The sequence below is a fragment of the Paenarthrobacter sp. NCHU4564 genome, assembly GCF_052156435.1.
Lineage (GTDB): Bacteria > Actinomycetota > Actinomycetes > Actinomycetales > Micrococcaceae > Arthrobacter.
This window is the reverse complement of record NZ_JBQLIS010000008.1, coordinates 18,955-38,371: the sequence shown is the minus strand read 5'-3', so window position 1 is coordinate 38,371 and position 19,417 is coordinate 18,955. Positions and strand designations below refer to the sequence as shown.

19 protein-coding genes are annotated in these 19,417 nt (G+C 64.2%); 3 read left to right on the top strand and 16 right to left on the bottom strand.

Annotated features, from left to right (window positions below; all coding sequences use genetic code 11):
- Positions 1 to 70: 70 nt before the first annotated feature.
- Positions 71 to 1,309, bottom strand: a complete 1,239-nt coding sequence (locus ACSVIE_RS10315) for an MFS transporter (RefSeq protein WP_442423743.1) — start codon at positions 1,307 to 1,309, stop codon at positions 71 to 73.
- 154 nt (positions 1,310 to 1,463) lie between these two features.
- Between ACSVIE_RS10315 and ACSVIE_RS10310 the strand changes: the two genes are divergently transcribed.
- Complete coding sequence (locus ACSVIE_RS10310) at positions 1,464 to 2,198, top strand: glutamine amidotransferase (protein WP_442423742.1); 735 nt, start codon at positions 1,464 to 1,466, stop codon at positions 2,196 to 2,198.
- 24 nt (positions 2,199 to 2,222) lie between these two features.
- On the opposite strand, the gene ACSVIE_RS10305 is transcribed toward ACSVIE_RS10310, so the two are convergent.
- The 12 genes from ACSVIE_RS10305 to ACSVIE_RS10250 all read right to left on the bottom strand — a co-directional run bounded on the left by ACSVIE_RS10305 (position 2,223) and on the right by ACSVIE_RS10250 (position 14,864).
- Positions 2,223 to 3,107, bottom strand: a complete 885-nt coding sequence (locus ACSVIE_RS10305; protein ID WP_426004034.1) for a helix-turn-helix transcriptional regulator — start codon at positions 3,105 to 3,107, stop codon at positions 2,223 to 2,225.
- A 146-nt stretch (positions 3,108 to 3,253) separates the two neighbouring features.
- Positions 3,254 to 5,449, bottom strand: a complete 2,196-nt coding sequence (locus tag ACSVIE_RS10300; RefSeq protein ID WP_442423741.1) for a transglycosylase domain-containing protein — start codon at positions 5,447 to 5,449, stop codon at positions 3,254 to 3,256.
- Positions 5,450 to 5,557: 108 nt separating this feature from the next.
- Positions 5,558 to 6,031 carry a sensor histidine kinase gene (locus ACSVIE_RS10295; RefSeq protein ID WP_426004032.1) on the bottom strand — a complete coding sequence of 158 codons (474 nt, stop codon included), beginning with the start codon at positions 6,029 to 6,031 and terminating at the stop codon, positions 5,558 to 5,560.
- 201 nt (positions 6,032 to 6,232) lie between these two features.
- A complete protein-coding gene (locus ACSVIE_RS10290) occupies positions 6,233 to 6,931 on the bottom strand; it encodes an aspartate/glutamate racemase family protein (protein ID WP_442423740.1) in 699 nt (232 codons plus the stop codon).
- The gene (locus ACSVIE_RS10285; protein ID WP_442423739.1) at positions 6,921 to 8,360 is read right to left on the bottom strand and encodes an MFS transporter; all 1,440 of its coding nucleotides are present in this window, start codon (positions 8,358 to 8,360) and stop codon (positions 6,921 to 6,923) included. The genes ACSVIE_RS10290 and ACSVIE_RS10285 overlap by 11 nt, the downstream gene beginning before the upstream one ends.
- 200 nt (positions 8,361 to 8,560) lie before the next feature.
- Positions 8,561 to 10,144, bottom strand: coding sequence for a carbohydrate-binding domain-containing protein (locus ACSVIE_RS10280; protein WP_442423738.1), 1,584 nt, complete (start codon positions 10,142 to 10,144; stop codon positions 8,561 to 8,563).
- A gap of 26 nt (positions 10,145 to 10,170) precedes the next feature.
- Positions 10,171 to 10,959, bottom strand: coding sequence for a polyphosphate polymerase domain-containing protein (locus tag ACSVIE_RS10275; RefSeq protein ID WP_442423737.1), 789 nt, complete (start codon positions 10,957 to 10,959; stop codon positions 10,171 to 10,173).
- Positions 10,956 to 11,618, bottom strand: a complete 663-nt coding sequence (locus ACSVIE_RS10270) for a DUF4956 domain-containing protein (RefSeq protein ID WP_442423736.1) — start codon at positions 11,616 to 11,618, stop codon at positions 10,956 to 10,958. Before ACSVIE_RS10270 ends, ACSVIE_RS10275 begins: the two co-directional genes overlap by 4 nt.
- Positions 11,615 to 12,781, bottom strand: coding sequence for a GtrA family protein (locus ACSVIE_RS10265; protein WP_442423735.1), 1,167 nt, complete (start codon positions 12,779 to 12,781; stop codon positions 11,615 to 11,617). Before ACSVIE_RS10265 ends, ACSVIE_RS10270 begins: the two co-directional genes overlap by 4 nt.
- A gap of 2 nt (positions 12,782 to 12,783) precedes the next feature.
- The gene (locus ACSVIE_RS10260) at positions 12,784 to 13,746 is read right to left on the bottom strand and encodes a phosphodiester glycosidase family protein (protein ID WP_442423734.1); all 963 of its coding nucleotides are present in this window, start codon (positions 13,744 to 13,746) and stop codon (positions 12,784 to 12,786) included.
- A 65-nt stretch (positions 13,747 to 13,811) separates the two neighbouring features.
- Positions 13,812 to 14,399 (bottom strand): DinB family protein, encoded by a 588-nt coding sequence (locus ACSVIE_RS10255; protein ID WP_442423733.1) that lies wholly within the window; start codon positions 14,397 to 14,399, stop codon positions 13,812 to 13,814.
- Between the two features lie 105 nt (positions 14,400 to 14,504).
- A complete protein-coding gene (locus tag ACSVIE_RS10250) occupies positions 14,505 to 14,864 on the bottom strand; it encodes a VOC family protein (RefSeq protein ID WP_426004023.1) in 360 nt (119 codons plus the stop codon).
- A gap of 52 nt (positions 14,865 to 14,916) precedes the next feature.
- Here ACSVIE_RS10250 and ACSVIE_RS10245 point away from each other — a divergent pair, with 52 nt between their 5' ends.
- Together ACSVIE_RS10245 and ACSVIE_RS10240 are read left to right on the top strand one after the other, a co-directional pair.
- A complete protein-coding gene (locus ACSVIE_RS10245; RefSeq protein WP_442423732.1) occupies positions 14,917 to 15,222 on the top strand; it encodes an MmcQ/YjbR family DNA-binding protein in 306 nt (101 codons plus the stop codon).
- 109 nt (positions 15,223 to 15,331) lie between these two features.
- A complete protein-coding gene (locus ACSVIE_RS10240; RefSeq protein ID WP_442423731.1) occupies positions 15,332 to 15,628 on the top strand; it encodes a hypothetical protein in 297 nt (98 codons plus the stop codon).
- Between the two features lie 95 nt (positions 15,629 to 15,723).
- Here ACSVIE_RS10240 and ACSVIE_RS10235 read toward each other — a convergent pair whose 3' ends face one another.
- Genes ACSVIE_RS10235 through aceB form a run of 3 tightly spaced genes read right to left on the bottom strand, consistent with a single transcriptional unit; the run spans position 15,724 to position 19,413 of the window.
- The gene (locus tag ACSVIE_RS10235; protein WP_426004019.1) at positions 15,724 to 16,536 is read right to left on the bottom strand and encodes a bifunctional allantoicase/(S)-ureidoglycine aminohydrolase; all 813 of its coding nucleotides are present in this window, start codon (positions 16,534 to 16,536) and stop codon (positions 15,724 to 15,726) included.
- Between the two features lie 14 nt (positions 16,537 to 16,550).
- On the bottom strand, positions 16,551 to 17,813 hold the full coding sequence (locus tag ACSVIE_RS10230; protein WP_442423730.1) for a DUF6986 family protein: 1,263 nt from the start codon (positions 17,811 to 17,813) through the stop codon (positions 16,551 to 16,553).
- Between the two features lies 1 nt (position 17,814).
- A complete protein-coding gene (aceB, locus tag ACSVIE_RS10225; protein ID WP_442423729.1) occupies positions 17,815 to 19,413 on the bottom strand; it encodes a malate synthase A in 1,599 nt (532 codons plus the stop codon).
- Between the last annotated feature and the right edge of the window lie 4 nt (positions 19,414 to 19,417).

Genomic DNA, 19,417 nt, shown 5'->3' with positions numbered 1-19,417 from the left:
GCCAAGTTGCGGAGAAGTTACAGAAAACGCGCTGACGTGAAGATCACGTGACTGTGATGTTTCGGGGATGTTACCGGCGCTTCTCCCGCGGTCCTGCGGGATAGCCTCCGCGCCGGGCAGCAACGATGATCGCCAGGGCTACCGCGGTGGGCAAGGCTGCCGCCAGCGGCACCAGTTGGGCACCGGCCGTGGTGAGGGCCAGGGCGCCATATCCAGCGCCCACCGCGATGCCCAGCTGGATGGTCACCACGGTGAGTCCGTTGGCGGCGTCCTTGTGCTCGCCCCCTGCCTGGAGGATCGCGGCCTGGTTGTAGATACCGATCGCCCCGAAGGCGATGCCCCACACTGTCATCAGCGCGAACGCGCCCACCCAGGTGCCGCCCAGCAGCGGCAGGAGGGCGAAAGCGAGCAGGAGGAGCCCGACGGCGGCAATCACCGAAAGCCTCGGCCGGGAGTCTGCCGTCAGACCCGCGATCCAGATGCCCACGAGGCTGGACACACCAACCACCGAGAGGGACAAACCTGTTGCCGCTTCGGGCAGCCCGGACGCCAGGAGGAACGGCGCAATGTAGGTAAACAGTGTGAAGTGAGCCAGCAACAGCAGCGGCCAGGCAGTGGCCACGGCAATGACGCCCGGTAGCTTGAGTGCCGCCCGCAGTGATGATGCTTTGCTGCTGGTGCCATCGGTGGCCGGAGGCAGCAGCCAGAAAGCCAGCAGGGCAAGGAGTGCGCTGACGCCGGCAAGGATCACAAAGGAAGCCCGCCAGGTCATGAAGGTGCCCATGAGCGTGCCGATCGGCGCCCCGACTGCCAAGGCAATGCTGTTGCCGCTGAAAACCACGGCCATGGACTTGCCCACCGAATGGGCTGGAACGATGCGCGCTACATAGGGTGCCATGCTGGACCACAGCATGCCGTGGGCAATGCCGCCCAGGAGCCGGGCTGCCACGGCAATTTCAAGGGTGGGGCTCAGTGCCAGCAGAACGTTGCTGAGGGCGAAGCTGAGCACGGTGGCCACGAGCAGGGTCTTGCGTGTGAACCGGCCCGCCAGGAAGCGCGAGAGCGGCAAGGCCGTGAAGACGATGACGGCTGCGTAGGCTGCGGTCAGCGAACCCACCGCCGACTCCTGCACACCAAGGTCGCGGCTGATCTGGGGGAGCAGGCCTGAGGGGAGGAGTTCCGTGGTCACAGCGGTGAAACCGGCGGCAGCCAGGACCAGGAGGCCCGGCCACGGGATCTTGGCGGGGTGGCGGGTTGCGCCGGAGTGCTGGGTCACGGAAGTTTCGACCACGGCAGGGTCCTGCTTCAAAAGAGCTCCTTTGGGGGTTTTGCCACACTGGGACGTTAGCGTGAACAATTCCTACGCTACGCAATAAGTGCCCTGTGGTGGGAGTGTCTGTCAGACACCCCCACCCCAGGCAACAAACGTGGACACGTTGCGCTTCCTCACGCACACTGGGCCTGTGAAACCCTTCCTGTTGCTGGCCACCCGCGCCGAGGACGCCGCAGCCGATGACGAATACCAGGCCTACTTGCGCTACTGCGGGCTGCGACCGGAGGAACTGGTGCGGGTCAGGCTGGAAGCCGGCCCCATGCCGGCAATCACCTTGGACGACTACTCGGGGGTGATCGTGGGTGGAAGTCCCTTCACCTCAAGCGATCCCATGGAAGAGAAGAGCCAGGCGCAGCGCCGCGTGGAAGCTGAGCTGTCAGTGCTCCTGGACAGGATTGTCGAAGAGGACTTCCCGTTCCTTGGCGCCTGTTACGGCGTGGGAACACTGGGTGTGCACCAAGGCGCCGTGATCGACCGCAGGTTCGGCGAACCCGTGGGCCCTACGGAAATCAGGCTGACACCCGACGGCGAACAGGACCCTCTGCTGAAAGGGGTGCCCTCCAGGTTCGAGGCTTTCGTGGGTCACAAGGAAGCATGCAGCAAGCTGCCCGGCCACGCCGTACTGCTGGCCAGCTCGGCAGCCTGCCCGGTGCACATGTTCAGGATCAAGAACAACCTCTACGCCACACAGTTCCATCCGGAGCTGGACGTGGACGGCCTGGTCACCCGGATCGGCATCTACAAGGACGCCGGCTACTTCCCGCCGCACGCGGCAGACGAACTGATCGGGACGGCCCGCCGGTCTTCGGTGACGGAGCCCATGCGGGTGCTCAGGAACTTCGCGCAAAGGTACGCGCGCCGGTAGCGGACCGCCCACCGCAAGCCGTAGTCACTGGGCGCTCCCGGTCTGTGCGCTCTCCACGATGTTCTCCGTCGCGGCCCAGGAGGCCAGGAGTTTCAAGGCGTCCTCGGTGGGGCTGCCGGGAACTGCGGGGTAGACGGTCAGGGTGTAGCCGGGATCTTCTTCCAGGTCCAGCACCTGGTAGTTGAGCTCCAGCAGCCCCACCACCGGGTGCCTGAAAGTCTTGGCCCCCGTGTAGTGCCGCCGGACATTGTGGGCAGCCCAGCGGATGCGGAACTCCTCACTGCGCATGGACAGTTCACCCACCAGCCCGGCAATCCCCTTGTCGTGTGGGGCACGGCCGGCGTCCCGCCGAAGAATGGCGACGTTGCTGCTGGCCGCCCGTTCCCAATCCGTATAGAAGTCGTGGGACCGCGGATCCAGGAAGATGAACCGGGAATGGTTGGCCGGCCGCGCCGTGGTGCCCCGGTACATGTCGGAGTACAGGGCATATCCCAGCGTGTTTGCCGCCACGATGTCCATCCGGTTGTTGCCGATGAATGCCGGTGCCCCCGTGATGGCGTCGAGCAGGTGCTGCAGTACGGGACGGGCGGTCGCAGCCGATCCGGTGGCCCGCTTGCGTCCGGACTTGTTTGCCGCCCGGGCGAGGTCGTACAGGTGGTCGTGCTCGGCCCGGTCAAGGTTAAGGGCACCGGCAATCGCGTCCAGGACAGAGTCCGAGACGCCGTTCAGGTTCCCGCGTTCCAACCGGGTGTAGTAGTCCACGCTCACCCCGGCCAGGCGTGCCACTTCCTCGCGGCGCAGCCCGGTGACGCGGCGGCGGCCCCCATAGGTGTCAAGGCCCGCCTGTTCGGGGGTGATGCGTCCCCGGCGTGATGAGAGGAACTCCCGTACCTCGGTTCTGTTATCCATACCAGTACCGTACGTGGGAACAGGGCCACGGTGAGAGGGTCTGTCAGGGCCACCGTTGCATCGTCACGATGGGGGCAGAAGCGATCCGCTACGTTGACGTACGACGGCGGCAGTCGCCGTCGTACGTCATGTCACCTAAGGCGGGGCTACCGGAAAGTGAGCCGCTGCGACCCGGACGGGGACGGTGCCGGAGCCGGGGCGGGCGGGGCCGGCGGGGGAGTGAAGGCGCCGCTGGGGTAGAGGGCCGTGGCCTCCATCATGAAGTTGGCCCACTGGGGGCCGGCGATCATGTAGCCATCCAACGACTTATAGAACTTGCCGTTGATGGTCACGTTCTGCCCGGCCCGCTGCTGGCCCGCGGTAGTGTCCCCGAAGAACGACGCCGTAGCCAACGTGGTGGTGTACCCGGCAATCCAGGTGGCACCGTTGTTGTTGGACGTGCCTGTCTTGGCCGCCACCGGTACCCGGCTCTGGACTTTGGGCTCGATGTACACACCGGAACCCACCTTGAGGACGTCCTGCAGGACAGCGTTGACTCCACGGGCTACCTCGGGCTTGACCGCGGCCCGGCACTCGGGAGTCTGGGCATCGTACTTCCGGCCCTGGGAATCGCTGATGTCCGTGATCGCGATCGGTTTGCAGTAGGTGCCGTCATTGGCGAACGTGGCGTAAGCGCTCGCCAGCACAACGGGGGCAACGCCGATGGAACCCAGGAGGTTGCCGATCTGGTGCATGTTCACGGGCGCGTTATCCAGTCCGCTGTGCAGGCCCACGGCATCCACCATTTTCTGGATGCCGCAGAAGTCCAATTGGGCCGCCGTGGCGAACGTGGCGGTGTTGATCGAGTTATAGAGCCCATAGTTGATGGGCATCGGCCGGTAGTAGCCCTCGTCGTTGTTCTGGAGGTCATCGTCCGCGCCCAGGTTCTGGGCTTTTTGGGCGGAGCTGTATCCGCCAAGAACCTTCCCGCAGCTTGAACGCCACGCGAAGCCCACCGGATAGACCCTCCGTGAGGCGTCAACCACAGCCGTGGGGGATTTGCCCTGGTTGAGCCACTCGGCAAAGATGAACGGTTTCATGGTGGACCCCGGCTGGAAGCCACCGGCCCCATTCAGGTCGTAGCCGTTCTCATCCTTCGCGTCCACGTTGAAATTCAGCTGGGTATCGAATTTCCCAGGGGTCGGGACGAACACCGTGTTCTGGGCCATGGCCAGGATCTTGCCGGTGCCGGGCTGGACCGTGGTCAGGGCGGCACCCCATTTGTCCGGATTCTCACCCGCCGATGCGTCCACCTGCGCCTGCGCCACGGCCTGAAGACGGCTGTCCAGGGTGGTGGTGATGGTGAGGCCACCCCGGTACAGGAGGCGCTCGCGGTCGTTGAGGGTGGCTCCGTAGGCCTCATTGTTAAGGATCAGGTGGGAAACGTAATCGCAGAAGTACGTGGCGATCGCGGCCCCGGCACAGCCCTGCATGGAGGGAGTGATCTTCAGTTCAACGGGCGAGGCCACGGCCGCGTCGTGGTCCACCTGCGTGATGTAGCCCTGCTCCAGCATCCTGTCCAGCACCAGGTTGCGGCGGTTGAACGCAGCGTTGGGGTCGGCGGTGGGGTCGTAGATGCTGGGACCGTTCACCAGGCCCGCCAGCAACGCCGCCTGCGGCAGGGACAGGTCCCTGGCCGTGGTGCTGAAGAAGTAGCGGGAGGCCGCTTCAATGCCGTAGGCATTGCGGTTGAAGAACACAATGTTCAGGTAGCCCTCAAGGATCTGGTCCTTGGTAAAGCGCTTCTCCAGTTCCAGGGCCAGTTTGATTTCGCGGAGTTTGTCGCCCATGGTCTTCTGGCCGCTGAGGACCACCTCCTCGGGCTTGCCCTCGGACAGCCGGGACTCATTGAGGACGTTGGTGACGTATTGCTGCGTCAGCGTCGACGCGCCTTGACGGGTTCCCTTGGTCAGGTTGGACGTCAGGGCGCGCATGATGCCTTGGGCATCCACGCCTGGGTGATCACGGAAACGGCTGTCTTCGATGGCCACAATGGCCTGCCGGATAAAGGGCGACATCTGGTCCAACGGAACCTTCACCCGGTTTTCGGCATAGAACGTGGCAATGTGCGCTCCGTCGGCGCTGACCACCGTGCTGCTGAGGGAAGGGGAGTCCACATTCAGCTGGCTGGGCAGGCTCTGGTAAAAACCGACCGAGCCCTTCACTGTGGTGTTGGTGAAGGCGATCACAGGTGCCAGGAACCCGCAGATCAACACACCGCACAGTGTGCTCACCACGAAGAACCCGAAGATCCTCAGCAGGACCTTGCCCAAACCCAACCGTGGACCACTGCTCCGCGCCATTTTTCGTGCCATTCATTCGGGGATGCCGGCTGAAAAGTAGCTACAGAATACGTCCGCGATGACCCTTGATCCATGGGTTGGGTGGCCGAAAAAGGTTCCAAATCGGACTCAATCCAGCGGCAGCGTGACCCTCACGGTCGTTCCCTGTCCGGGCTCCGACTCAATCTCAACTGTCCCGCCGGCGTCGTGTACTGCGATGGACATCAGCAGCAGCCCGAAGCCGTGCCGGCGGCCACTGGGAGCGGCGTGGATCTCGAATCCGTTGCCGTCATCGCTGATGGTCAATTGGATGCCGTGGTAGACGGCGTTCAACCGGACCGTGAGCTGACTGGCTTCGGCGTAGTTCAGGGTGTTGCTGAACGTCTCCTGCGCCACGTGGTACAGCAGGCCCGCAGACTTGGAGGGTATCTCGATGCCGTGATGCGGCGTGTGCCATTGGACGGTCACGCCGGACCGGCGAAGCGGCGCCGAAAGCCTGTCGATGCATCCGGCCACCCCCAAAGCATAAAAATCCACAGGGAGTTGGTCCTGGATGATGCCCTTGACGGCGATCACCTCGGTTGCTGCTGGTGCCTGATCCATTTCTGATCCCCACATCGTTGTGCTTGCTGGATATTCGACGCCGCAACCCCTGTGTATTGGTGCTTCGCCTGGTTCCAGCGTGGCCCCGCAAAATCAAGGATCCTGTTCGTTTGCATCAATTTCGGCTCAAGTTTGGGGGCATGCAGACAGGGCCCGACGGCGGCAGGTGGGGAACCGCCGTCGGGCCCTGTCAGCGTAGGGTCAAGCCGGTTGCGGCAGCCGTGCAAGCAGCAGGCGGCAGGCGCTGGGAATGGGCTGGATGATGTCGACGGCGGTCGCCTCGGCCAGTCGTCGGGCGGTGGCGCTGAGCGGTCCACCGGCGATGATGACAGCCTGGGCACCGTCCGTTCCGGTGGCTGCCCGGACGGCGTCGGCCAACTCAAGGAATTGGCGTTCAGGATCCGCTGCCAGGTCCAGGGGCCCGGACCGGGTGAGCCGGACTCCGGTGAATTGGTCCAAGAACCCGTGGGCGGCCACCAGTCCGGCGAGGGCGTCCACCAGGAGCGGGGTGCTGGTGGCCATGGCGAACCTCCTGGGGCTGCCGTCCGAAGCGTAGGCCGCGGCGTAGATGGACCCCTGGCCGATGCCCACCACCGGAATGTCCAGCTCGTCGGCCAACTGCCTGCGCCCGGGATCACCAATCGCGGCCACCATCACGCCCGCAACCGTGCCGCCGTCGGGACCTGCAAGGAAGCGGTGAACCGCCTCCCTGACGTGTACCGCCGACGTTGCCAGGGCGTCCGGATCGATGATCATCGGCGGTCCGGCAGGTGCCGTAATCCCCACGACGTGGAGTCCGGCAGGATCCAGGGCTTCCTGGGCGAGTTCCACCATCATGACGGTGGTGTTGTGGTTGGTGTTGGGATTTACCAGCAGGATCGTGCGGGCGTTAGTGGCCATGGATCGCAGCCTCCTGGTCGTCTCCGGCCTCCCCGTCTTCCTCCAGCGGCTTGCCGAACGTTTCCGGCGGGAACTGGACTGCGATGGCGAGAATGCAGAACAGCACCGCCAGGGTGGTGAACATGCCCGGCAGCCCGGCGGCATCGAACACTGCGCCGGAGATCAACGGGAAGAGTCCGCCGGAGAGCGAACCCGCAGCCAGGATGATGGACGTTCCAAAGCCACGTGTCCTTGTGGGGTAGAGCTCCGGCGCGAACAGCCAGATGGTGGTGTTCAGGATGATGACGGAGAAGTTGAACAGGACGCCGAAGATCACGATGAAGACGATGTCGTTGGCGAGGAAGGCCATGGACAGTCCGGACAGGCAGCCCAGGACTGCTGCTGCGGTCAGGACCTTCTTGCGGGGCAAACGGCTGGCGAGGTACGCCGCCGTAGCTGCACCCAGCAGGGAACCCGATTGCATGATGAGGGTGAACCACAGGCTGGTATTCACCGCGTAGCCGCGCGAGACCAGAATGGTGGGCATCAGGGTCAGCATGGAAATTTGGGCGGCGTAGGACATGCAGACCGCAATGCACAGCAGGACCGTCCGCTTGAGGAGTTTGCCGCGAAGGGCATCCTTCCAGTGGCCCGTGGATTGTGCCGGGCCCTGGTCCGGAACGGCCGTGATGTAGGTTTCCGGATCGGTGACCGGTCCTGACAACTTGTTGCGCGCCAGGCGGGTGATCACCAGGTTGGCCTGGTCGATCTTGCCCTGCGAAGCCAGGAAGCGCGGAGTTTCCGGTACGAACCGCCGGAAGAACATCACCAGGATGGCGGGGATGAACAGCAGGCCAAAAACCCAGCGCCATTTGTCCGGGCCGTCAAAGAGTGTGAAAACCAGGATGCCGAAGGCGGGGGCCAGCATGTTGCCGAGTCCCGCCGCAGTGACGTTGATGAGGCCGACGGCCGTGCCGCGGTGTTTGGCTGCGAAGAATTCGGCCATCATGATCACGGCTACGGCAATTTCGCCGCCCAGGCCGAAGCCCACAATGAATCGTCCGGCCGCCAGGATGGGGTAGTTCGGGGCCACTGCACAGAGCAGGGAACCACCGGCGAAGATGATGAGGTTGATGACCAGCATGTGGCGCCGGCCGTATTTGTCAACGATCAGGCCTGTAGCAAGTCGGCCGAGCGCTGTTGCCGTGAACGTCATGGTGTTGAGCAGGCCGATTTCGGTGCCGCCCAGCCCCCAGGCTTCACGCAGGACCGGGCCGGTGATGCCGACGGCGTTTTGTTCGAGGGCGTCGAAGAAGACACCCAACAGGATCATGAAGACGATCTGGCGGTGTGCGCCGGTCACCCCGATTTGTTGGTATGCGCCTTCGATTTGTTGGGCCAGGGATCCGGTCCGCGTCGTTGCGGCCTCCCGGGCAAGATCTTTATCCACAGTGCGCTCCTATCCGAGCTCTGAAGGTTCATTCATTGCCACCTGAATGGTTTTCCGTTGTGTGGAAAGGCGATTCCACAGGAAGGAATGTGATCAAGATTACACTTTGGAATACCAGATAGCCATAGATTGGTTATCTGACGGATTGTGACCCTGCTTTGGGATACCAGCAACGCGGAAAAGGGCGGTGGCCCGGGCCGCTACCGTCGGCCGCCCGGGCCCTGCGCCTGGGTGTACTCCCCGGCCGTGACGGTTCCCACCTGGTCTGCGCCGTCGATTGATCCCGTGGTGATCCCGGCCGCGGCATCGGCGCTGCCGCCCGTATAGACGGTGTACGTCCCGTCTTCGGTGATTGCGGCGGATGAGAAGACCAGCGAGGCGCTGGACTTGGTCGTGACGAACGTAGCCGCCACGGCGCCGGAAGCGTCAACGATGTGAATCGGTGTGCCTGCCGCAACCGCCGAGTTGAATGACACTTGGAGCCCTGACTGCGTAGAGGAGGTGCCCGGCGTGACCACCATTCCGGCGCTGCCGGCTGCTGCAACGGTTCCGCCCGTGACAGCCAGTTCACCGTTCACATCCAGGGCACCGTTCCCGTTACTGGTAGGCCCGTTCACCATCACGGTGCCGCCGGAGATGGTGGCGCTTCCGTTGGAGTCCAGCCCATCACCCCCGGCGTTGATGGTCAGGGTTCCACCGGACACATCCACGCTGTAGTCACCGGCCGCCATTTCACCGCCACCCATTCCGCCACCCATGCCCCCACCCGGACCGCCCATGCCGGTATCACCGGAAGTGGAGGACGACCCGCCCGAGGCGTTCACGCCGTCGTCGTTGGACGTTACGGTGACATCACCGCCGGAAACCGAGATGTGCTGCGCCTCCAACCCCTCCTCGGACTGTTCCACTGTGATGTTTCCGCCCGAGACGGACAGCGTGTTGTAAGCCTTCACGCCGTCGTCGCCGGCGTTGACCGTGAGGGTGCCTCCGCTGACCAGGAGCCAGCCGCGGCCTTCGTCCGTGTCGTTGTCCGCCTTCACACCGTCCCCGCCCGCTGCCACCTGGTAGGCGCCGTCCAGGAGCACGGTGTAGTCCTTGCCGCGGATTCCATCGTCCTTGGCTTCCACCGTGACGCTGCCGGACGCCAGCACCAGACCGTCCTTGGAAACGATGCCATCGTTGAACCTGCCGTTGACCGCCAGGCTCCCGGGCCCGGCAATCGTCAGGTCGGCCATCGAATACAGGGCTGCGTTGGGCGCGTCCTCGCCTTGATCCGCGTAGGTGGTTGCGTCGGTGAGGCTGTTGGTGCTGCCCTCTTCCAGGTAGATGATGGCCTCGTCGGCGCTTTGCACCACCACAGGAGAACCGGTTGAGTTACCCAACTCCACGCCGTCCAGAATGATCCGCACTGTGTCCGACTCTCCGGCGGCAACAACAAGCCGGCCGTCACCCAGCGACCCCGTCAACCGGTACGTTCCGGCGGCGGTGATGGTCACCGTGCTGCCGTCCAGTGTGACACCCGCAGAGGACGACGACGTGACCTGGCTGCCGCCGTCGGACAGGCTGATTGCCACTTCGGACGCGCTGTCCCATGTGAGGTCGTCACTGTCGTAGTGGGTGTCTTCTTCGATGGTCGCTGCGGTGACCACCTGCTGCGTGGAGGAGACGGATGCGGACCCGGTGGAGGTGACGGATGCGGACCCGGTGGGCGAAGCCGAGCATCCTGCGAGGGAGAGGGCCAAGGCAGCAGCGGCCAGTGAAAGGGAAGTGCGGTAAGACGGCATGGTGTTTAGTTCCTTCGGTGTGGGGGTTAGCAGGCAGGGCGCAGGGGCATCCGGCGCCGCAGGGTTTGGTTCCATCGGTTGGCGGGAAGTCCGGGGTGGAGGGCGGCCATGCCCGTGGCGAACTTGGAGATACGGCAGGGACGGACACCGTTGGCCCAGAGATGCCTGTCCAGCGGTCCGGGCGCGGAACCGGATTTGGTTTCCAGCACCACCGCTTCATCCAGCAGCCAGGGCCGGCCGCCGGGACGTTGCCAGGTGACATCGGTATCGATGGTCGCCCGGCTGCCTGACCGGGGAAGGTACAGCGTGGTGCGGTTGTAGCGGGTGGACAGTACGGGTTCCAGTGGACCGTATTCTGCGTCGCCGATCGCTGCCGCGAGGGTCTCGTTGACGTAGGCGAGTCCTTCGTCGGTCAGCCTGTCGCGGTCGCCCGGCTCGTAGGGAATGCGTTCCTTGACGGTGGCTTCCCGTGCCCCCTCGGTCTTGACTTCAAGGAAGCTCACATTGCTGTCCACGTAGGTGCGGGTCCGGATTTTGAACCGCCTGCGCCTGCCATGGGCTGCCAGCATGTAGCTGTCCAGTGCGGGGGTGTCGAAGTAGACGGAGTCGTAGTTGAACATCCGTGTCCCGTCCATGTCCAGCACCCTCGCTTCTGCGTGGAAAGTGCCCAGGAGCCGCCGAGCCGTGGCAGAGGGCACCAGGTACTTGCGGTCCACGCGTGTCAGCAGCGCGGCTTCGGTGGTGAGCTCGTCAAGCCCGACGGCGGGCAGTTGGTCAAGGTTCGGAATGATCGGGCTCTGCCCGGGGCGGCTCATGCGGCACCAGCTGTGGTGGTGGAGGAGTGCCGGGCACCGGGCAGTTCCTGAGGTGCCGGGGCGAGCGCGCCGGCCGGTTGGTCGAAACCGAGGGCTGTCCGGGGGAGCTCCGGAATCCTGCGCACTGCGTACCGGACATCCACGATCGTTTTGTCGTTGACGAGGTCAAGTTCCTGAACGGTTGCTGCATGGACGGTTCCGTTGAGGACTTCTTCAAGGCGGGCGGTGAGTTCCTGTTCGTCGCTGATGGCCCGGTCCAGGACTACGGTCTGGTGGCGGTAGGCGGGAAGGACCTTGGGGTTGTCTCCCACGAACATCACCAGCAGTACGAGGGCCATGAGCGACAACGTCAGCCACAGGGGTTCCACGCCAATGCCGGCGATCAGACCCAGGGCCAGGGCGGAGAAGTAGTACGCCACCTCGTGCTGGGCCAGTTCCGTGGACCGGAGGCGAATGATCGACAAGACCCCGAACAGCCCCAGGCCGAGTCCCAGACCGGCAGCGGATCCGGACAGTGCGGTGGCAACTGCGAGGACTCCTGCGTTCATGCCGAGGTAGGACACCACCAGGTCGCGGCGGCGGTGCCTGCGGAGGTAAAGGGCGAGGGTCAGGACGGTGATGGCGGCCAGGTCGGCTGCAATAAGAATGATGGTGTTCATCGGAATCTCCGGAATCTGTTGGTCGGCTGGTTTCCACGATTCCCGGCCCGGCTGTGCTGAAACTGTGCCGGGGCCAAGGCTGGGATATGACTTTCGACGGCGGCCGGTTCAGTAACGTCCTTTGCGGCGGCCTCCGCCGCGCGGGACCTGCCCGCAAAAAGGAACCGCTGCTGGACGGCGTAGCTCACGCCGAGGAGGGCCAACTCGGTGACGAGCTTGGCCGGCAGGTCCGGAACGGCCAAGGAGGTCAGGGACCACATGCTGGCGTAATTGGCAGTCAGAAGGACCAGCACCAGCGCCACGTAGCCGCTGGCAGCCGAGCGAAGTGACTTTTCCTTGCCATGCCCGAACACCAGGTTCCGGTTCACCATGAAATTCACGGCCGCGCTGATGGCTCTGGCACCAACCACCGCCAGCAGCAGGGAATCCGTGAGCGATGTCAGCACCAGGAACGCCACGGTGTCCACCAGGAACGCTGAGAGCGATGATCCCAGGAACTTCAGCAAGGGCGCGTAGATCCTGATCGAGTCGGCCACGGGCCGGAAATGTGATCCCGAGTTGTGGTCCAGGTACACGGTTGCGATCTCTACAGTGTCTATGCCGTAACCCGCATGTTTGGCTTCGAGCAGCAGGTTGAGCTCGTACTCGTAGCGTTGGCCGGGGACGGTCAGCAGCCACGGAATCATGTCCGCGCGGTAGCCACGAAGGCCGGTCTGCGTGTCCGGGAGTCCCTGTCCCGTTGCGAGCCTGAACAGCCAACGCGTCACAGTGTTGCCGAACCTGCTCCTCGCAGGGACAGCACCCGTGAACGTCCGGCAACCCAGGACCATGGACGCGGCGACTCCGCGGAGCCGGCTTCCAACGGCAAGGATGTCGGCAACGGCGTGCTGGCCGTCGCTGTCGGCGCACACCACGTCATGGCCGGGGAACCGCTCAAGGATGAAGGAAAGTCCGCTCTTGAGGGCGTGGCCCTTTCCACTGTTCACGGCGTAACTGAGCACATGGCACCCGAGCCGGGTGACGCCGTCGAACACGTCCTGGAAGGCGGGGCCGGAACCGTCGTCGACCACAATGATGGTGATCCACGGATCGGCGTCCCGGAGGTTGCTGACAAGGGAAATGAGCTCTTGGTCCGGCTCGTATGCCGGTATCAGGATGATCATGGCTACTGGGCGATGTAGAGGATGTCCGAAGTACCGCGCTCCTTGTTCCCGCCGAGCGGGTTGTTCACCAGTGATCCGTTGAAGTACATGGTGGACGAGCCGCCGCCGTCGATGTTGTACGCGGTGGTAGCGCCGAGGCCTTGCATGATTTCCGCCAGCTCCGTCATGGTGACGCCTGCGGAGTAGCCGGGGCTCCGGCCATCCACCACCACGAACACCAAGTGGTTTTGGTCGATCACCCCGACTGCCGTGCGCGGCTGCTCACCCTGGATGGAGTGGTTGCCGAAGTTCGTGTCCACTTCCACGTCTTCGATGCCCGAGGCGATCCAACCGTTCTCCAGCAGGGACGGTCCGAAGGAGAGCGTGTTCCAGACTCCGTCGGCGATGAGTTGGTCGGCCGTCGTGGTGGTCTCGTCATAGACCTTGACCGTGCCGTCTTTGTAGAAGGCGATGCCCTGGCGCGCGCCCTCATCGCGGTACACCACTCCGTTGCGGATCACGATGCCCGTGTCCCGGAAGCCGTAGTAGTCGCCGTTGATCGCGAAGATCGCGTTGTGGTCTTCGGCAATCGCGGAGGTTGTTTCCGTGATGTTCTCGCCGTAAGTGTCTTCGGCAAAGGCGGATTTCAGCGTGGTGGCGTCACTGAGGACGACGTCGGCGACGTAGTAGGTGACGGTGCTGTCACCGCTGCCTGTGGTCACCGTGGAAATGGTGACGCCGGTGTCGCCCTGGGTGTAGCTGGTGTCCGTGACGGTGGCGCTCGCCGGAGTGTCCGCCGTCGTGGTGGTTCCGGCCTGGTTTGCCTCATATTCAGTGACATTGGTGATCTGGGCATGCGGGATGACGAAGCGGTCCAAAGCCCATGCTGCGGCACCTCCCGCAGAGAGGCTGACCGCCAGGACGGCGGAGACGACGGCGCGCCGGGTCCGGCTGCCCTTACAGTGGTCTGTTGTTGGGGGAGTCATGCCTCATTTGTACGGAGGCAGGCTACGCCGGAGGTTTGCTGGACTTATGCGTGGGCTGTGAAGGTTTATGGGCGCAGGCGTTCGGCTTCCCGGGCCGCCTGCTCCAAGCGGTAGCGGTGGGCAGCCAACTCCTCGGAGTTCCGTACGGGGATGTTGGGATCGTTGGGCCGCTGCCCCGCTTGGCCGTCGATGAGCTCCCGGATGATGTCCGCGTGGCCTGCGTGCCGGGCTGTTTCGACGCACATGTGAACCAGGATTTGGTGCAGGGTCACGTGCTTCTTTTCCTCGGACCACCACGGCACCACACCGGGTGCGTCCAGCGGGAGTGCCTCGATGGTTTCGTCGCTGTGCTTCGCGGAGAAGTGATGCAGTTCAATAATTTCCTCGCGGCTCTCGGTGGCCGGAACCCACATGTCCGCATCCGGCTCCGCTGTAAGTTCATACCAGGGCAAAGCGCGATCGCTCGGCCGCCCGAAGGTCTCCCCGAAATAGCCCAACTCCACACTGGCAACGTGTTTCACCAGCCCCAGCAGGTTGGTTCCCGTGGGTGTCATGGGCCGGCGGGCATCGTATTCGCTGAGGCCCTCTACTTTCCCGAGCAGGTCCGCCCGGCGCGTCCGGAGATAGGTGAGCAACGTCGCTTTGGCATCCATGGGAGCACTCTACCGATCCCCGCCTCCCAACTGGGTCGCATTTGTGCGCGTTATGAACGCTCAAAACGCGCACAAATGCTACGTAGTTGGGGCACGACGGCGGTGCTACCGCGGGCTTTTGTCGATGACGCAGAAGCGGTTGCCGTCCGGGTCTTCCAGAACCACGAAGTCCGGTTTTTCCGGGTACAGGTCCCAATCCACATGCGCTGCGCCGAGGCCGATGAGCCGCTCGATCTCGGCAGCCTGGTTGTCCGCGTAGAGGTCCAGGTGGATCCGGGGGTGTTCCTGGACCGGGGTTTCGCTGAACGACAAAGCGAGCTGGGCCCCCGGACCGGAGGCCGGAACAAGAATCACCCACGTGTCATCACCGGGTTCACGGGGCACATAGCCCAAGGCGGACTGCCAGAATTCCGTAGCGCGAGCGAGGTCGTTCACGCCCAGGACAATGCTGCCGATGCTCAACATGTGCCCAGCGTAGTCCCTTGTTGCGGCAGCGGACCGGGTGCAACAGTGGACCATGGCCACCGAAGATGACGTTCGAAGGATCTGTCTGGGCCTGCCCGGCGTGACCGAACGCCTGAGCTGGGAGCAACCGGCCTGGTTCGCCAAGACCCTCATGGCCCGAATGTGGGAAGACGGGGTTGTCACGGTCAAGACCTATGAACGCGAGGCGCTCGCGGGTACTGAACCGGACACGTACTTCTGGACCCCGCACCACGATCGCTCCCCGAACCTGGTCCTCATCCGCCTGGACAGGATCGAAGTGGGAGAACTCGACGAACTGCTCCAGGAGTCGTACCGGATCGCCGGAGCTCTCAAGTAGGCGTACGGCCCGCGTACCCGATCCAACTAAGTAGCAGCAGAGCGCGTTTTGAGCCCTCAAAACGCGCACAAATGCGACCCAGTTGGGTGCTCGGGCTAGACTCAGCCGCATGGGGGACAACAACACACTTGGGGAACACAACACACCGCAGCCTGCACGGAAACTGACCGCCGTCGTCGTGCCTTTATTGGGGCTGGTCGCTGTGCTGGTGGGGGTGGTGGTGGCGTGGACCAGCCTGAACGCGGAGGTGGGGTGGTTCGCCTACGCGCCCCTCAGCAATGAGGTGTTCGTGGGGAATAACGGGTCATTCCTGAGCAAGGAAACACAACTGGGCGTGGCCATATCAGTAGTTGGCCTGATCGTCCTCGCGTTTTGGGCCGGGCTCGCCGTGGGCCGTCGCCGGTAACCGCCTCCGCCAAACCGCCGACTTCGCCGGAAAACGACGAAATCGCCGGAACGTTCCCCACGAAGGGGCAGCGTTCCGGCGATCTCGAGCGAAAATCAGGTGAGCTTCACCTGGCGGTTCATGTCCTTGTACAACAGGTAGCGGAACTCGCCCGGCCCACCCGCGTAGCAAGCCTGCGGGCAGAAAGCACGCAGCCACATGAAGTCGCCGGCCTCTACCTCAACCCAGTCGTTGTTGAGCAGGTACATGGCCTTGCCCTCAAGGACGTACAGGCCGTGCTCCATGACGTGGGTCTCCGGGAAGGGGATCACGCCGCCGGGCTGGAAGGTGACGATGTTGACCTGCATGTCGTGGGCGAGGTCGCTGGAGTCCGTGAACCGCGTGGTCTTCCAGACGTCGTTGGTGTCCGGCATGGACGTAGGCTCGATGTCCTTTTCGTTTGTCACGAAGGACTTTGCCTCGTAGCCCTCAAGCCGTTCGTAGGCTTTGCGGATCCAGTGGTAGGAGACGATGTCGTTGGAGACGTTCTCCACGCCCCACTCGGCACCGGCCGCGAGGTAGGCGTAGCCGCCCTCTTCGAGGTGGTGAAGTTCGCCGTCGAGGGTCAGGTTGAGCTGGCCCTTGGTCACGAACACGACGCCTTCGACGCCCGGCTCGAACTCCGCCTTGGGAGCGCCGCCGCCCGGAGCGATCTCGACGATCAGCTGCGAGAACGTCGTTGCGAAGCCGGAGATCGGCCGCGCGATGATCCAGGAACGGGTGTTGGTGAAGCCCGGCAGGTTGCTGGTCACGATGTCCGTGAGGACGCCCTTGGGGATCACGGTGTAGGCCTCGGTAACGATGGCCCGTTCCGTGGTCAGGTGGGTCTGCGGCGGCAAGCCACCGGTCGGGTAGTAGTAGTTGCCCATCAAGGTGCTCCTTATCAGTGCGAAGTTGGTTGTGCGAGCCGGGGATGCGCCAGTGCGGTCAGCTGTGGAAGTTCGACGCCGGCAAGCGCCTTGACCTCGTCGGTCCCCACTGCGCCGCACTGGACGCCGCGCAGGACGAAGCCGGCAAGCGCACGGGCTGTGGCGGGTTCGTCCATGACGCCGCCTTCGGTTCGCTCGACGTAGTTGCGCAGGCGCAGCGCCGCGGCCGGCAGGCCTTCGCGGTAGAAAGCGTACGACGCCGAGAAACGGCTGGGGAGCTGGGCGGCGTGGAGATCCCAGCCCTGGTAGTAGCCGTTCTCCAGGGAGCGGCGGACCAAACGGCCGTGCAGCTTCCAGGCGTCTTCCACGGCGTCACCCACGGGGATGATGTTGGTGGAGCCGTCGGAGAGGCGGATGCCCGTGCCGGCGACGGCGAGCTGCATGACTTCCTTGGCGAAGTCGGCCACCGGGTGTTCCATGGACTGGTATTCCGCGGAGATGCCGAGGGAGGCGCTGTAGTCGTAGGTACCGTAGTGCAGTGCGCTGATACGGCCGGGCACCACGTGCGGGAGCTGTGCCACGGGAGAGGTTCCGTCCGCACCGAGGATGAGCTGCGGGGTTTCCACCTGCACCTCGAAGCGGAGCCGGCCGGCCGGGAGTCCGAGGACTTCCTCAAGGCGGGACACTGCGTAATCCATGGCCTGGACCTGGGCCACCGTGGTGACCTTGGGCAGGGTAAGGATCAGTCCGGCGGGAAGCTCCCCGGCCTCAGCCAGTGTGGACACGAACAGGTCCAGGGTCTTCAGGCCACGGGCCCGGGTGGGGGCCTCGAAGCACTTGAATCGGATGCCGATGAAGGGCGGAGCCGTTCCGGCCGCAACTGCAGCGGCAACGGCCTTGGCGGCAGCAACGACGTCGGCATCTTCTGCCTCGTCGCCCCGGTCGCCGTAACCGTCCTCGAAGTCCAAACGCAGGTCCTCGATGGGCTCGGAAGCGAGCTTGGCAGCAACCCGGGCCGCGACAGCGGCTGCGAGGTCGGGCTCCTGGCCCAGCAGCTGTCCCAGCTTTTCCAGGCCACCGTGAGCCTCCGCCGTCGCGAGTGCCTGGGCGCCCCAATCAGCCACAAAGGTGGGCGTAAAGCGGTCGGCCGGCACGTAGACGGTGTGGATTGGCTGGCGTGAGCCGTCGTCGCCGGGGTAGTTGCGGTCAAGCAGCTGGTCCGTGGCGGCGAGCTGTTTCTCGATGTGGGCCAGATCGAAAGGGGAGAAGGAACTCATCTCAGCCCACCAGCTCATACGCGGGCGTGGTGAGGAAGTCCGTGTACTCGTCGGAGAGGCAGATTTCCTCGATCAGCTTGGAAGCCGGCTCGTAGTACTTGGTGAAGTTCTCGTCACCGAATTCGATGCGCAGGCGCTCGGTCTCTTCGCCGAGGATCCGGGTCACGAGTTCGCGGGTCACGGTGTTGCCCGTGTCCGCCAGGATGGACTTGTTGCGCAGCTGCTGCCACACCTGCGAGCGGGAGATTTCCGCCGTCGCAGCGTCCTCCATGAGGTTGTGGATGGCCACGGCGCCGCTGCCTGAGATCCAGACGCCGGTGTAGGCGACGGCGACGTAGAGGTTCAGGCGAAGCCCGGCCTCAGTGACGGTACCGCCGGCGGAGGCGACGTCGATCAACTGCTCGGCGGTGACGTTCACCTCGGGACGCTGCTTGTCGATCTGGTTCGGGCGGTCGCCGAGCACGGAGTCGAACACTTCGCGACAGGTGGAAACCAGGTCCGGGTGGGCAACCCAGGAACCGTCGAAGCCGTCGTTTGCTTCGCGGGTCTTGTCGGCGCGGACCTTGTCGAAAGCTGCGGCGGTGACGTCCGGCTGCTTGCGGTTGGGGATCACTGCGGCCATGCCACCCATGGCGAAAGCGCCGCGCTTGTGGCAGGTCTTGACCAGGAGCTCAGTGTAGGCGCGCATGAACGGTGCCGTCATGGCAACGGTGGCGCGGTCCGGGAGGACGAACTCTTCGCCCGCATCACGGAAGTACTTGATGATGCTGAACAGGTAGTCCCAACGGCCTGCGTTGAGGCCCGAGGCGTGGTCGCGCAGTTCGTAGAGGATCTCGTCCATCTCGAAAGCGGCGGGGATGGTCTCGATGAGGACCGTGGCGCGGATGCTGCCCTGCGGGATGCCGAGGTAGTCCTGCGCGAACACGAAGACGTCGTTCCAGAGCCGGGCCTCGAGGTGGCTCTCCATCTTCGGCAAGTAGTAGTACGGACCGTGGCCGTTGAGCAGGAGCTGCTTGGCGATGTGGAAGAAGTGCAGGCCGAAGTCCACCAGGCCGCCGACGGTGGGTTCGCCGTCGATCAGCAGGTGGCTCTCCTCCATGTGCCAGCCACGCGGGCGGGCCACAACAACGGCCAGGGGAGCATCCGTGCGGAGGCGGTATTCCTTGCCCTCGGGGGAGGTGTAGCTCAGGGTTCCCTGGGCTGCGTCGCGGAGGTTGAGGATGGCGTCGATGACGTTGGGCCATGTGGGGGTGGAGGCGTCTTCAAGGTCGGCGAGCCAGACTTTGGCGCCGGAGTTCAGGGCGTTGATGGCCATCTTGGCAGGGGTGGCCGGGCCGGTCATTTCCACGCGGCGGTCCTGCAAAGCTGCCGGTGCCTCGGCAACCTTCCAGTCGCCGTCGCGGATCTCCTGGGTTTCCGGGAGGAAGTCCAGGCGGCTGGTCTCGGCAACCTTCTGGCGCTTGGCCTTGCGGGCTTGGAGCAATTCGTTGCGGGTGCCGGCGAAGCGCTTATGCAGTTCCTCGATAAAGGCCAGGGCTTTGGGGGTGAGGATTTCCTCGGCGCGTTCGATCGGCCGGGGATCTGTGACTGTAATAGCCATGGGA

Excerpts from the sequence above, each read along its gene's own strand:
- ACSVIE_RS10305 (WP_426004034.1), bottom strand. The coding sequence starts at position 3,107 with ATGGATAACAGAACCGAGGTACGGGAGTTCCTCTCATCACGCCGGGGA.
- ACSVIE_RS10300 (WP_442423741.1), bottom strand. The coding sequence starts at position 5,449 with ATGGCGCGGAGCAGTGGTCCACGGTTGGGTTTGGGCAAGGTCCTGCTG.
- ACSVIE_RS10295 (WP_426004032.1), bottom strand. The coding sequence starts at position 6,031 with ATGGATCAGGCACCAGCAGCAACCGAGGTGATCGCCGTCAAGGGCATC.
- ACSVIE_RS10290 (WP_442423740.1), bottom strand. The coding sequence starts at position 6,931 with ATGGCCACTAACGCCCGCACGATCCTGCTGGTAAATCCCAACACCAAC.
- ACSVIE_RS10280 (WP_442423738.1), bottom strand. The coding sequence starts at position 10,144 with ATGCCGTCTTACCGCACTTCCCTTTCACTGGCCGCTGCTGCCTTGGCC.
- ACSVIE_RS10275 (WP_442423737.1), bottom strand. The coding sequence starts at position 10,959 with ATGAGCCGCCCCGGGCAGAGCCCGATCATTCCGAACCTTGACCAACTG.
- ACSVIE_RS10270 (WP_442423736.1), bottom strand. The coding sequence starts at position 11,618 with ATGAACACCATCATTCTTATTGCAGCCGACCTGGCCGCCATCACCGTC.
- ACSVIE_RS10265 (WP_442423735.1), bottom strand. The coding sequence starts at position 12,781 with ATGATCATCCTGATACCGGCATACGAGCCGGACCAAGAGCTCATTTCC.
- ACSVIE_RS10260 (WP_442423734.1), bottom strand. The coding sequence starts at position 13,746 with ATGACTCCCCCAACAACAGACCACTGTAAGGGCAGCCGGACCCGGCGC.
- ACSVIE_RS10255 (WP_442423733.1), bottom strand. The coding sequence starts at position 14,399 with ATGGATGCCAAAGCGACGTTGCTCACCTATCTCCGGACGCGCCGGGCG.
- ACSVIE_RS10250 (WP_426004023.1), bottom strand. The coding sequence starts at position 14,864 with ATGTTGAGCATCGGCAGCATTGTCCTGGGCGTGAACGACCTCGCTCGC.
- ACSVIE_RS10245 (WP_442423732.1), top strand. The coding sequence starts at position 14,917 with ATGGCCACCGAAGATGACGTTCGAAGGATCTGTCTGGGCCTGCCCGGC.
- ACSVIE_RS10240 (WP_442423731.1), top strand. The coding sequence starts at position 15,332 with ATGGGGGACAACAACACACTTGGGGAACACAACACACCGCAGCCTGCA.
- ACSVIE_RS10235 (WP_426004019.1), bottom strand. The coding sequence starts at position 16,536 with ATGGGCAACTACTACTACCCGACCGGTGGCTTGCCGCCGCAGACCCAC.
- ACSVIE_RS10230 (WP_442423730.1), bottom strand. The coding sequence starts at position 17,813 with ATGAGTTCCTTCTCCCCTTTCGATCTGGCCCACATCGAGAAACAGCTC.
- aceB (WP_442423729.1), bottom strand. The coding sequence starts at position 19,413 with ATGGCTATTACAGTCACAGATCCCCGGCCGATCGAACGCGCCGAGGAA.